The following is a 13404-nucleotide window of genomic DNA, read 5'->3' as shown; positions in this document are numbered from 1 at the left end:
ATTGCCGACGATGGGATGACCATCGTCGGCTTTTTATTGCGCGTTATTAATTAAATTCACAACTATTGTTTGTTATAACTGCGTTTTTGATTTTTTGCATAGCGGCATTGAGGTATAGTGTAAAATCATAGTTCATATTGATGAACTGTATATAATTCTCAATCCTGTAAGTACACGAGGTGTAATAGATGAGTGAATCTGAAGCTCGTCCAACTAACTTTATCCGTCAAATTATTGATACGGATTTAGCAAGTGGCAAACATACAAGCATACATACCCGATTCCCGCCAGAACCAAATGGTTATCTGCATATCGGCCATGCGAAATCTATTTGTTTGAACTTCGGTATTGCTCAGGACTATCAGGGTCAATGTAACTTACGTTTCGATGATACCAACCCTGAGAAAGAAGACATCGAATACGTTGAGTCTATTAAAAATGATGTTAACTGGTTAGGCTTTGAGTGGAGTGGTGAAATTTGTTATTCATCAAACTACTTTGATCAGCTTTACGGGTTTGCCATTGAATTAATTAATAAAGGCTTAGCGTATGTTGATGAGCTAAGTCCTGAGCAAATGCGCGAATACCGCGGTACGTTAACGCAAGCGGGTAAGCACAGCCCTTACCGTGATCGTAGCGTTGAAGAAAACTTAGCCTTATTTGAAAAAATGAAGAATGGCGAAGTTGAAGAAGGCAAGATGTGTCTACGTGCCAAAATCGACATGGCATCACCATTTATGGTTATGCGTGATCCGGTTATTTACCGCGTACGTTTTGTAAATCACCACCAAACCGGTGATAAGTGGTGCATTTACCCAATGTACGACTTTACGCATTGTATTTCTGATGCGCTAGAAGGTATTACGCACTCTATCTGTACGCTTGAGTTCATGGACAACCGTCGTTTATACGATTGGGTTCTTGAAAATATCACTATTGATTGTACACCACACCAGTATGAGTTTAGTCGTCTAAACCTTGAATATACGGTGATGTCTAAGCGTAAGCTAAACCAACTTGTGACTGATAAATTAGTTAATGGTTGGGATGATCCACGTATGCCAACTATTTCTGGTTTACGTCGTCGTGGCTTTACGCCTGGTTCTATGCGTGAATTCTGTAAGCGTATTGGTGTAACTAAGCAAGATAACACCATTGAAATTAGCTCACTAGAATCTTGTATTCGTGATGATTTGAACGAAAATGCACCTCGTGCAATGGCTGTTCTTGATCCCGTTAAAGTTGTGATTGAAAACTTTGATGGTGAGACTGAAATTCTGACGATTGCTAATCACCCGAATAAGCCAGAAATGGGTACGCGTGAAGTGCCATTTAGTCGTGAACTTTACATTGAGCGTGAAGACTTCCGCGAAGAAGCGAACAAGAAGTACAAGCGTTTAGTATTAGGTAAAGAAGTTCGTTTACGTGGCGCATACGTGATTCAAGCTGAGCGTATTGAAAAAGATGCTGAAGGCAATATCACTACTATTTACTGTACTTACGATAAAGACACGCTAGGTAAAAATCCAGCTGACGGTCGTAAAGTAAAAGGTGTTATTCACTGGGTTTCTGCACAAGCAGGTATTCCAGCAGAAATTCGCTTATACGATCGTTTATTTACAGTGCCAAATCCTGGTGCTGCTGATGATTTCGTATCAGTAATTAATCCTGAATCTCTAACAGTATTAAACGGCTTTGTTGAACCATCATTGGTGACTGCTGAAGCTGAAAAAGCATACCAGTTTGAGCGTATGGGTTATTTCTGTGCTGATAACAAAGATTCAAGTGCTGCTCACTTAGTCTTTAACCGTACGGTTGGTCTACGTGATACTTGGGCAAAAATTGGCGACTAATTAATCGTTAATCTTTGTTAAAAAGCGCTTATTTCAGTAATGGAATCGGCGCTTTTTTTATAATGCGTATTTGGGGTAATAAAAAACCAGTGATAGTGATCACTGGCTCTTAGGGCGAAAATAACTAGTCATTGTTATTTTTTATCATGCAACGTTTCATCAGCTGTACAGTCGCCATCCATGCAGTGACCGTAAAGGTATAAACTGTGATTTGTTAAGCGAACATTAAAGCGTGCCGCGATGTCTTTCTGGCGTTGCTCAATCATTTCGTCTGAAAATTCAATTACTTTACCACAATCAAGACAAACTAAGTGGTCATGATGATGTTGAGTGGCAAGTTCAAATACTGATTTACCACCTTCAAAATGGTGACGAGTTACAATGCCTGCATCATCAAATTGGTTAAGGACACGGTAAACGGTCGCTAGGCCAATTTCTTCACCGATATCGATGAGCTTTTTATACAGGTCTTCAGCACTGATGTGTTGGCAATCAGGTTGTTGAAGCACTTCTAAAATCTTAAGACGAGGAAGTGTTACTTTAAGACCAGCTTGCTTTAGCGCGTGATTATTATCTGACATCCGATTTTCCTGTTGGCTAGCTGCAAAAATGTTGCAGTAGTCTTTCTCATATAGATTCATTATAAGTGACGCAACGATAACAATAAACCTTAAAAGGTCAGTTATCTAGCAGAAGTGTCACTTTTCTTGAGTTTGCAATATTGTGATATTAATGTAACAAAACAACGGGTAATATTTATTTATAGAGTGGGGCGCTTTATTTTATTATTTTAAGTCTTGTTTCGTTAACTTAACGGTAAATTTATCGTTTCTATTTTAAATTAAAGAGTAAAGCTGTGTTTCTTCGCTATGAATATTGTTATCTTAAATTATTTTTAAATCAATAGGATAAAATATTAACTGCGTGATTATCTGTATAGAGGAAATATGTATATATTCATTTTATATACAAACAATATGATAATTTATTTATTGTGTCGTATTTCAGATAACAGTATTACGAATATTAAAATTAAACGTCCGTATAATAATGCTATAGATAATAAAAAACGCGCTTTAAAGCGCGTTTTTATGAATGTTTTTAAACTGGACACTGCTTAGTCAGCAAGTTCAGCAAGGCACATTTCATCAAAGATTTGATTAACCCATTGCTCAACACGAGGTGCTGTTAGCTCTGGTTGACGATCTTCATCGATACATAAACCAACAAAGTTTGTATCATCAACTAATGCTTTTGATGCTTCAAACTCATAACCTGCTGTTGAGGTATTGCCAACAATTGTGCCGCCTTTGCTTTCAACGATGTCACGTACTGTGCCCATCGCATCACAAAAGTATTCCGCGTAATCTTCTTGGTCACCACAACCAAAGATAGCGACAAGCTTAGTTGAAAAATCAACTTGCTCAAGCTCAGGGAAAAAGTCATCCCAATCACACTGTGGTTCACCGTAATACCAAGTAGGAATACCTAGTAGTATCAGATCAAAGTTGTCGATATCTTCTTTGCTGCTTTTTGCGATATCTTTTACTTCAACTAGCTTGCTACCTAGTTGCTTCTGAATCATTTTAGCGACAGCTTCGGTGTTACCAGTGTCGCTACCAAAGAAGAGTCCAACGCTCGCCATAGTAGATCTTACCTATATTTAATTGTTAACTGCTATTGGGCAGTTTACAGAAATCCGTATAAATGACGCAACGATAATTACTTTTTGATGGCGATTTGGTGTTTTTTCGCCCAAATATTATCATTGGTTATTGTTGCCCTGTATCAAAAGGGCATGATAGCTCTTAGTCAATAACGTTAGCTGGTCTAGAGGCTGCTTTAATCGTATTACTATAGAGCAGAAGATAGCAGTAAGCCTAGTTCCATTGCTATCAAACTTTAGCGCACTATACCACAGTCGAGTCAGGGGTTTAATAGTTAGTCTCGTCGTCTACTATAGTTAATTACTGATTCTACTGGTGTGTTATTTATGGTTATTGATTCAAAAATTGATCAATAATTCGATTTACAGTTTCAGGTTTTTCAGCATGGAGCCAGTGACCTGTATTTGCCACGATATGTGCTTTAGCATTAGGAAATTGTGCCATGATCGCATCACGATATTGAGGTTCTATATAATCAGAGAGCTGACCTTTAATAAATAATGTTTTGCCTATAAATGGCAAAGATGCTGGTTGCCATTCCATAATCGTAGCGTAGTTTGCAATTAATCCCTCAACATTAAACCGCCATTGATAACCTGTTTCTATTTTAGTGAGTGATTTTAATAAGAATTGGCGAACGCCGATATCGTTAATATATTGAGCTAAATATTGCTCAGCTTCACTGCGTTTTGTTATTAAGTGACGATTAACTTCGCGTAAACCCGCAAATACATTTTGGTGACGGTGCTCTTGATAAGCAACAGGCGCGATGTCGAGAATAATTAAGTGCTTAATGCGTTGTGGCACTAATGCTGATAGTGCCATCGCAACCTTGCCACCCATAGAGTGGCCAACCACATCAAATTGATCAATAGCGAAGTGATCCAGCGTCTCAATAATATCTTGCGCAAGATCTTGGTAGCTAAATTGATCACTGTGAGGTGATAAGCCATGATTACGAAGATCGACGCTGATCACGTGGTAATGATGTTTTAATTCTCGGGCTAAAAGACCAAGATTATCTGCGCTGCCGAACAAACCATGGATCAAAACGATCGTTTTACCCTTGCCTTCAGCACGAAAATGAAGATTCACAGGCTATTTTCTCTAATTAGGTGTGGTATTTACCATAGAGTATAACCTCGGATCAGGCTATAATCGTACCCAGAATTTTAAACGGAATGATAATGAATAATACCATGAAGACTATTGAGGTAGACGAAGAGCTATATCGTTATATCGCTAGCCAAACTCAACATATTGGTGAAAGCGCTTCTGATATTTTACGTCGCTTGCTTATGGTGCCAGAAGAACAATTGCAGCAACCTGCAGTTGTGATGCCGGTTCGTCCTAAAGGTATTGTTGTGAGCAGAGATGCAGGCAATGAACCCACTATGGATCGCGTTAAAGAAATGCGTACGGTGTTAATTTCAGATGAATTTGCGGCACAAGAAAAAGCCATTGGTCGTTTTATGCTGATCTTATCTTCTCTTTATCGTATTGATGCTGACGGTTTTGCTGAAGCGGCGGCAATTAAAGGACGTACGCGGGTTTATTTTGCCCATGATGAAGAAACATTGCTTGCCAGTGGTAAAACGACCAAGCCAAAAGCCATTCCCACAACCCCATTTTGGGTGATCACAAATACTAATACTGATCGAAAGCGTCAGATGATTGATCAATTAATGACAAAAATGGGCTTTGGTTCTGATATTATTGATAAAGTTTGTGGTGAGATATAAATATAATCACGATTGAGTTTTTACAAGGATAAGACAATGGCAATCCACCCTCGTGCGGGTCAACGCGCTCAGCAAGAAGATATGCATAACATTCCAGCGCTTGTTGCGAATTATTTTCTGATCGAGCCGAACGTTACTGATCCGTTACAAAAAGTAGCCTTTGGTACTTCAGGGCATCGTGGTACTGCAGATAAAGGGACCTTTAACCAACACCATATTTGGGCTATTGCTCAAGCAATCGCTGAGGTTCGTCTTGCTAATGGTTTAACTGGGCCGCTATTTTTAGGTAAGGATACTCATGCTTTATCAGAGCCTGCATTTACCTCAACATTAGAAGTATTGGTAGCGAACAACGTTACTATCGTGGTTCAAGAAGGGTTAGGTTACACACCAACCCCTGGCATCTCTTATGCTATTCTTTGCCACAATAAGGTACATGCAGATAAAGCTGATGGCATTGTCATTACTCCATCACATAATCCACCACAAGATGGTGGTATTAAATATAACCCTGTTCATGGTGGTCCTGCTGAAAGTGAGTTAACTACCGCTATTGAACAGCGCGCTAATGAAATTATTGCTAATGGCATGGTTGATGTAAAGCGTGTATCAATTACAGATGCTTTTGCTTCTGAATTTGTTATTCAACAAGACTTAGTGGCACCTTATGTTGCTGACTTAGCTAATGTTATTGATATTGATGCGATTCAAAAAGCGAACTTAAAGCTGGGTGTTGATCCTCTTGGTGGTTCGGGTATTGAATATTGGCGTCAAATTGCGCAGTACTATGCACTAGACTTAACTTTAGTCAATGAATCTATCGATCCATCATTCCGTTTTATGTCATTAGACAAAGATGGTGTAGTGCGTATGGATTGTTCATCACCTTACGCAATGGCTGGTTTACTTGCTTATAAAGATAATTACGATTTAGCCTTTGGTAATGATCCTGATTATGACCGTCATGGCATTGTTACTCCTGCTGGTTTAATGAATCCTAATCATTATCTTGCAGTATGTATCGATTATTTATTCCGTCACCGTAGTGGTTGGAGTGAGCAAGTAGCCGTTGGTAAGACGTTGGTTTCAAGTGCAATCATTGATCGTGTTGTTGCAGCATTGGGTCGTGAACTTGTTGAAGTGCCGGTTGGCTTTAAGTGGTTTGTTGATGGGCTATACAATGGCACATTAGGCTTTGGCGGTGAAGAAAGTGCGGGTGCATCTTTCTTACGTAAAGATGGTACGCCTTGGTCAACCGATAAAGACGGTATTCTTTTATGTCTACTTGCTGCAGAAATTACAGCGGTAACAGGTAAGAACCCACAACAATACTATGATGAACTTGCAGCTAAATTTGGTAGTTCAGAATACGCTCGCTTACAAGCTGTTGCTAATAAACAACAAAAAGCAGTGTTAAGTAAATTGTCACCAGATATGGTTGCTGCTGAAACATTGGCTGGCGAACCTATTCTTGCGCGACTAACCCATGCTCCAGGTAATGGTGCTGCGATTGGTGGCTTGAAAGTAACTACCGAAAACGGTTGGTTTGCCGCTCGTCCGTCAGGCACAGAAGATATCTACAAAATTTATTGTGAAAGCTTTAAAGGTAAAGAGCATCTAGCCCTTATTGAAAAAGAAGCACAAGATATCGTAAGTAAAGTCTTCAGTGATGCTGGTTTATAATAACTTAGCACCATAACAGATAATACATTCGAAAAAACGCCCTAATTATTCTCTTCGTTATTGAAAGAGTATTAGGGCGTTTTTTTATTGCTCGCGATTATGCCGAGGCCAATGATTTGGCACAATAAACCAAACGGTATTATTATTATCGACTGCTTGAGTCGGAACCATTATATTCGTGGTGTCAAGTGTTGTTGTTAATTGAGAAAAAGAGGGCGGCGCAATCCATTGTCGTTTTTCTAATGCGCGTAAAGTCAGTGCTGATGCTTGTGAACAATAACACCAATGACCTTTGAGGCTGGTGGGGTTTATTATCATAGAGGAGCCTGATTGAGTCTCTGGCCACGCATCAAATAAGCGTCCTTGCATAATTAATCGATGCTGTGTTGGTAGCGAATAATCGAGAGGCTCAAATGCTGGATGGGTGGTTAGTTGGAGTTGATGATCCCGCATTCGATTGATTTTTTTATCTAAATTGTCATTAGCATTGGGGCCGGGCCATTGGTGTTGGAAGCTTAAATAAAATTTAATAGCGACTTCCCAATGTTCAATTTCATTACTGTTATGGTTATGGACTAAAAAATCAATAGCGCCAACGGTTTGATGTTGCCACTGTAACTGAATTTCCTCGCCAATAAGGCTGTAATCAGGATGATGAATGATTAATTGTTGCCATAACCATTGATAATAAAAGCCTAAGCGAGCATTGCCATGATAACTAACATGAGTCGGAATAATGGCATTTTTGGAAAATTGCTGTAACCATTGATCGCTGATACTGTAATCACCATAGGTAACCAGATTAGGTGTCATTAATAACGCATGAAAATCAGCCGTTATTTGATGATTAATATCATGGTTTTGTAACATATTGACATATCCTTTCAAGTAAACGTTTCCTTTACCATTATTGACTAATCATTGACCTAGTTTCTGTAGTATTCTTTCATTTATTGGATTAAAGTACCAATAGGTTTATAGAGGCAGGAGCTAGCAATGTATACTCAATTTTCAGTGGCGAATATCATTTTTCGTCGTATTTATACGGTTTTATTAGGATTTGTTTGTTTTCCTGTGCTGCTTTGTATTCCTATTAATAAACGTACACGATTTACAAGTTATATGTACCGTTGTTGGTCACAGACGAGCACGAAACCATTATGGTTATCACGACTTGAACATAGCATTCCACGTCGTTAGTTAATCTATTTAGTATGATGATTTGTTATTGAAAAGCTGCCGATGGCGGCTTTTTTTGTCTTTTAAATAATATAAGTACTGTGAGTTATTGATATTGTTGATTGAGATTGTCATTAAAGGCTGATATTTTTTGAATAAGATGTTGTTGAGCCAATAGCATAACGTTATTAAAAAAGGATGGGCAATGAATAATCTAAAATTAGAAGCCTTGTTAAATGATTTTTTATCGCCACAATTGATAAAAGATTATTGCCCTAACGGGTTACAAGTAGAAGGTAAAGCTGAGATCACTAAAGTCATCACTGGTGTTACTGCTTGTCAGGCATTGATTGATCGTGCAATTACAGAACATGCAGATGCTATTCTTGTTCACCATGGTTTCTTCTGGAAAGGCGAAGCGGCTGAAATTCGAGGTATGAAATATCGCCGCATTAAGGCACTGATTGAAAATGGAATTAATCTTTATGCCTATCATCTACCACTTGATGTTCATATGCAGGTGGGTAATAACGTTCAGTTAGCACAGCGGTTAGGATTAGATATTATTGGGGGATTAGAAATTAATAACCCGCGCTCGATTGCTATTTATGGTGAGCTTGATACCGCATTAAGTGGTGATGAATTTGCAGCACGTATTGCGATGGCATTGCAACGTGAGCCCTTACATATTGGTGACAATGCACCTGCGCTAATCAAAAAAGTCGGTTGGTGCTCTGGTGGTGGTCAAGACTATATTGAACTTGCAGTATCGCAAGGTTGTGATGCGTTTATTTCTGGTGAAGTGTCTGAACGAACAACCCATATTGCGCGAGAATTAGGTATTCATTATTTTGCTGCAGGGCACCATGCGACAGAACGTTATGGGGTTAAAGCTCTTGGTGAATGGCTAGCGAAAGAACAGGGTTTTAGTGTTGAATTTATTGATATCAATAACCCAGTGTAACTAATTACCTTGATTAAATTGGTAATTATACTGTTGTTTTTTAAGTGTAAAAAAGGTTGAGCTTTAGTCTCAACCTTTTTTTTTGAACCTCGAACCTCGAACCTCGAACCTCAGTTACTCACGTTCATGGAGAGGTTTAAATTCTCGTTGTGAATAACCGGTATAAAGCTGACGAGGACGACCAATTCGGTTTGTTGGATCGCTGTGCATTTCATTCCAATGTGCAATCCAGCCGATAACACGTGACATTGCAAAAATCACCGTAAACATTGAGACAGGAATACCGATCGCTTTAAGAATAATACCCGAGTAGAAATCAACATTTGGATATAGCTTCTTACTAACAAAGTATTCATCTGATAATGCAATACGCTCAAGTTCCATTGCAACATCAAGCAATGGATCGTCAATCTTCAGCTCTTCAAGCACTTCGTGGCAGGCTTCGCGCATCACTGTTGCTCGTGGATCATAGTTTTTATATACCCGATGGCCAAAGCCCATTAAGCGGAATGGATCATCTTTATCTTTAGCGCGTTCAATAAATTCAGGGATATTTTCTACGCTACCAATTTCCTCGAGCATTTTCAGGCACGCTTCATTTGCACCACCGTGGGCAGGTCCCCAAAGTGAAGCAATACCAGCCGCAATACAAGCAAATGGGTTAGCACCTGATGAGCCTGCTAAACGAACAGTTGAGGTTGATGCATTTTGTTCGTGATCAGCATGAAGGGTGAAAATTTTATCCATTGCACGTGAAACAACAGGGCTAACTTCATATTCTTCACATGGTGTCGCAAACATCATATGCAGGAAGTTTTCAGCGTAATCAAGATCATTACGAGGATAAATAAAAGGCTGACCGGTGGTGTATTTATGACACATTGAGGCCAACGTCGGCATTTTAGATAACAACCTAAATGCAGTTATTTCACGGTGAAGATCATTATTGATATCTAATGAATCATGGTAGAACGCTGATAAAGCCCCGACGACACCACACATAATTGCCATTGGGTGGGCATCACGACGAAAACCATGGAAGAAACTTGCGATTTGCTCATGCACCATGGTGTGACGAGTAACGGTGGTACGAAATTGTTCATACTCAGCGCGTGTAGGGACTTCACCATAAAGCAGAACGTAACAGACTTCTAAGTAATCAGCATTATTCGCTAATTGATCGATAGGAAAGCCACGATGTAACAGAATTCCTTTATCGCCATCAATATACGTGATTTGAGATTCACATGAGGCTGTCGCTAGAAAACCTGGATCAAATGTAAAAAAACCGTTTGCGCCGAGTTTTCGCACATCGATTACATCTTGGCCCTCTGAGCCCTCGATAATCGGCAGTTCGATAGGTGCTTTCCCTTCTATATGAAGAGTAGCGTTCTTATCTGCCATAACAATCTCCTTTGTTATTTGTAGAATCCTGAATCCGAAACGGATGTATATTTGTTGTACCGCTAGGTAAGCCAATTGTCAATTTTTGTGTTCATCAATGTGCGCTTGTTAATAACTTTTCTATGTTTGTGTGTTTTTTGTGAACTTGATGTGTAATATCATGTGACTAAGTTTGTTTTTGAATGTTACGCTAGGTATAGTTACGTTGATATTTGGTTGTGATATAGATGAAATATTGTTAATGGACTGCGTAAGGAATGCGGTTGAAAGACAAAGCGATTATATTGCTCAACACTTTGCTTTTAATGATGGCGTAGCATTTTTTAACTGTTTTTTGATGGCTCACTATAAAAACAATCAAGGATTTTAATAAAAATAAAATGCTTTAATGAAGCTGAGTGAGCAAAATGTGAAAGTAAAGAAGCCTAGACCCGTCAACCTCGACCTACAAACAATACGCTTTCCTTTAACAGCGATAGCGTCAATTCTACATCGAATATCCGGCGTAATTACGTTCGTCGCTATTGCCATTTTATTATGGTTCCTACACTTGTCCTTATCTTCTCCCGACGGTTTTGCTACTGCGGTCAGTATGACTGAAAGTTGGTTGGTGAAATTTGTATTATGGGGAATATTAACGGCGCTGTTTTATCACATTGTACTTGGTGTTCGTCATTTATTGATGGATATGGGGTATTTTGAAGAAATGGATACCGGCCTTTCTAGTACCAAAGTGAGTTTTGTCATTGTGGCAATATTATCTGTATTTGCGGGAGTATTAGTATGGTAACCAATATCTCTTCTGTTGGGCGTAATGGTATACATGATTTTATCTTAGTGCGTGTTACCGCCATTATTTTAACGTTATATACCCTTTATTTAGTGGGCTTTTTTACTTTTGGTCCCGAAATAACGTTTGTTTCTTGGCAAGCCTTTTTTGGACAGCTCTCAACGAAAGTTTTTACCTTATTGGCATTAGGATCTATTTTAATTCATGCGTGGATTGGCTTATGGCAAGTACTTACCGATTACATTAAACCAGCAGCATTAAGAGCTTGTTTGCAATTTGTTATTGTTGCCATTTTATTTATTTACCTATTTTCAGGTTTCTTTATTGTGTGGGGTGTGTAGTGGGTATTGCTATTCGTGAATTTGATGCGGTTGTTATTGGTGCTGGTGGCGCTGGAATGCGTGCCGCACTACAAATATCAGAACAAGGCTTAAAATGTGCTTTGTTGTCAAAAGTATTTCCTACCCGCTCTCATACCGTATCTGCACAGGGAGGGATTACGGTTGCATTAGGTAATTCACATCCTGATGATTGGCAATGGCATATGTACGACACCGTTAAAGGTTCTGATTATATTGGTGATCAGAATGCGATTGAATATATGTGTGAAAATGGACCTAAGTCAGTGATTGAGCTTGAAAAAATGGGGCTACCATTCTCACGATTTGATGACGGCAGTATTTATCAGCGTCCATTTGGTGGTCAGTCAAAAGAATTTGGTGGTGAACAGGCAGCCCGTACAGCAGCAGCGGCAGATCGAACGGGTCATGCGTTATTACATACGCTTTATCAACAAAATATTAAACACCACACTACTATTTTTTCGGAGTGGTATGCCCTTGATCTCGTTAAAAATTCAGAGGGTGCTATTTTAGGTTGTACTGCACTATGTATGGAGACGGGAGAAGTATGCTATTTCAAAGCTAAAGCGACGATTTTAGCAACAGGTGGGGCTGGGCGTATTTATGCATCGACCACCAATGCCCATATTAATACGGGTGATGGTGTTGGTATGGCACTACGTGCTGGTGTACCGATGCAAGATATGGAAATGTGGCAATTCCATCCAACGGGTATTGCAGGTGCTGGTGTATTAGTTACCGAAGGTTGCCGTGGCGAAGGGGGCTATTTACTTAACAAAGATGGTGAACGCTTTATGGAGCGTTATGCACCCAATGCCAAAGATTTAGCCGGACGTGATGTTGTTGCTCGTTCGATGATGGTTGAAATTCGCGAAGGCCGTGGCTGTGATGGTCCATGGGGACCCCATTTGAAGTTAAAGCTCGATCATCTAGGGAAAGATGTTCTTGAATCGCGCTTACCGGGTATTTGTGAATTATCACGGACATTTGCCCATATTGATCCTGTTAAAGAGCCTATTCCAGTCATTCCAACCTGTCATTACATGATGGGGGGAGTACCAACGCAAGTCTCAGGCCAAGCATTGAAACAAAATGCGGCGGGTGTTGATGAAGAAATTCAAGGTTTGTTTGCCTGTGGTGAAATTGCATCAGTATCTGTACATGGTGCTAACCGTTTAGGCGGAAATTCCTTACTTGATTTAGTGGTCTTTGGGCGTGCGACAGGGTTGCATTTAGGTAAAACATTATTAGCTCAAGCTGATGCAACTCCTTCGACAGAAGCCGATATTGAAGCCTCTCTTGCACGGCTTAACCGCTGGAATAATACTCAAGAAGGTGAAGATCCGGTTCAAATCCGTAAAGACCTACAAGCGTGTATGCAAAATAACTTCTCGGTGTTTAGAGAAGGTGAGGCAATGGCTGCTGGACTGGAAGAGCTTAAAGCGATTAGAGAACGTTTGCAGCATGCTCGGCTAGATGATACTTCAACCGAGTTTAATACTCAGCGTATAGAGTGTTTAGAACTAGATAATTTGATGGAAACAGCAATGGCGACAGCAATTGCTGCTAATTATCGTACTGAAAGCCGTGGTGCTCATGCTCGATTTGATTTTCCTGATCGTGATGATGCAAATTGGTTATGCCACTCTATCTATAATCCAGAAACTGAAGCGATGACAAAGCGTGACGTTAATATGACACCCATTCATCGTGAAGCATTTCCACCTAAAGCACGTGTTTATTAACGGGAGATCACCACG

At 39.7% G+C, this 13404-nt stretch carries 13 protein-coding genes; 8 read left to right on the top strand and 5 right to left on the bottom strand.

What is annotated here, in order from left to right; genetic code table 11:
• Window positions 1-188 precede the first annotated feature (188 nt).
• The gene (gene glnS / locus OC457_RS09765) at window positions 189-1853 is read left to right on the top strand and encodes a glutamine--tRNA ligase (RefSeq protein WP_080173020.1); all 1665 of its coding nucleotides are present in this window, start codon (window positions 189-191) and stop codon (window positions 1851-1853) included.
• A 134-nt stretch (window positions 1854-1987) separates the two neighbouring features.
• Here the strand turns inward: glnS and fur are convergent, their stop codons facing one another.
• The 3 genes from fur to OC457_RS09750 form a co-directional block, all read right to left on the bottom strand.
• The gene (fur, locus tag OC457_RS09760) at window positions 1988-2434 is read right to left on the bottom strand and encodes a ferric iron uptake transcriptional regulator (protein ID WP_080173021.1); all 447 of its coding nucleotides are present in this window, start codon (window positions 2432-2434) and stop codon (window positions 1988-1990) included.
• Window positions 2435-2970: 536 nt separating this feature from the next.
• Window positions 2971-3498, bottom strand: coding sequence for a flavodoxin FldA (gene fldA, locus OC457_RS09755; protein ID WP_080173022.1), 528 nt, complete (start codon window positions 3496-3498; stop codon window positions 2971-2973).
• A 352-nt stretch (window positions 3499-3850) separates the two neighbouring features.
• Window positions 3851-4615, bottom strand: a complete 765-nt coding sequence (locus OC457_RS09750; protein WP_080173023.1) for an alpha/beta fold hydrolase — start codon at window positions 4613-4615, stop codon at window positions 3851-3853.
• A gap of 104 nt (window positions 4616-4719) precedes the next feature.
• Between OC457_RS09750 and seqA the strand changes: the two genes are divergently transcribed.
• Together seqA and pgm are read left to right on the top strand one after the other, a co-directional pair.
• Window positions 4720-5262 (top strand): replication initiation negative regulator SeqA, encoded by a 543-nt coding sequence (seqA, locus tag OC457_RS09745; protein ID WP_080173325.1) that lies wholly within the window; start codon window positions 4720-4722, stop codon window positions 5260-5262.
• Between the two features lie 36 nt (window positions 5263-5298).
• Window positions 5299-6945, top strand: a complete 1647-nt coding sequence (pgm, locus tag OC457_RS09740) for a phosphoglucomutase (alpha-D-glucose-1,6-bisphosphate-dependent) (RefSeq protein ID WP_080173024.1) — start codon at window positions 5299-5301, stop codon at window positions 6943-6945.
• Between the two features lie 84 nt (window positions 6946-7029).
• Here pgm and OC457_RS09735 read toward each other — a convergent pair whose 3' ends face one another.
• On the bottom strand, window positions 7030-7815 hold the full coding sequence (locus OC457_RS09735) for a DUF1853 family protein (RefSeq protein WP_080173025.1): 786 nt from the start codon (window positions 7813-7815) through the stop codon (window positions 7030-7032).
• Window positions 7816-7941: 126 nt separating this feature from the next.
• On the opposite strand from OC457_RS09735, the gene OC457_RS09730 reads away from it, so the two are divergent.
• A complete protein-coding gene (locus tag OC457_RS09730) occupies window positions 7942-8145 on the top strand; it encodes a DUF2517 family protein (protein WP_080173026.1) in 204 nt (67 codons plus the stop codon).
• 184 nt (window positions 8146-8329) lie between these two features.
• Window positions 8330-9088, top strand: a complete 759-nt coding sequence (locus tag OC457_RS09725) for a Nif3-like dinuclear metal center hexameric protein (protein ID WP_080173027.1) — start codon at window positions 8330-8332, stop codon at window positions 9086-9088.
• A gap of 114 nt (window positions 9089-9202) precedes the next feature.
• On the opposite strand, the gene OC457_RS09720 is transcribed toward OC457_RS09725, so the two are convergent.
• The gene (locus tag OC457_RS09720; protein ID WP_080173028.1) at window positions 9203-10492 is read right to left on the bottom strand and encodes a citrate synthase; all 1290 of its coding nucleotides are present in this window, start codon (window positions 10490-10492) and stop codon (window positions 9203-9205) included.
• A 388-nt stretch (window positions 10493-10880) separates the two neighbouring features.
• Here OC457_RS09720 and sdhC point away from each other — a divergent pair, with 388 nt between their 5' ends.
• From sdhC to sdhA, 3 genes are read left to right on the top strand one after another with little or no spacing between them, the layout of a single operon-like run.
• Window positions 10881-11282, top strand: coding sequence for a succinate dehydrogenase cytochrome b556 subunit (sdhC, locus tag OC457_RS09715; protein WP_080173029.1), 402 nt, complete (start codon window positions 10881-10883; stop codon window positions 11280-11282).
• Window positions 11276-11623 (top strand): succinate dehydrogenase, hydrophobic membrane anchor protein, encoded by a 348-nt coding sequence (gene sdhD / locus OC457_RS09710; RefSeq protein WP_080173030.1) that lies wholly within the window; start codon window positions 11276-11278, stop codon window positions 11621-11623. The genes sdhC and sdhD overlap by 7 nt, the downstream gene beginning before the upstream one ends.
• On the top strand, window positions 11623-13389 hold the full coding sequence (sdhA, locus tag OC457_RS09705; RefSeq protein WP_080173031.1) for a succinate dehydrogenase flavoprotein subunit: 1767 nt from the start codon (window positions 11623-11625) through the stop codon (window positions 13387-13389). Before sdhD ends, sdhA begins: the two co-directional genes overlap by 1 nt.
• Window positions 13390-13404: the final 15 nt, after the last annotated feature.

The organism is Photobacterium toruni, assembly GCF_024529955.1.
Classification (GTDB): domain Bacteria; phylum Pseudomonadota; class Gammaproteobacteria; order Enterobacterales; family Vibrionaceae; genus Photobacterium; species Photobacterium toruni.
This window is presented reverse-complemented; position numbering and strand designations above follow the sequence as displayed.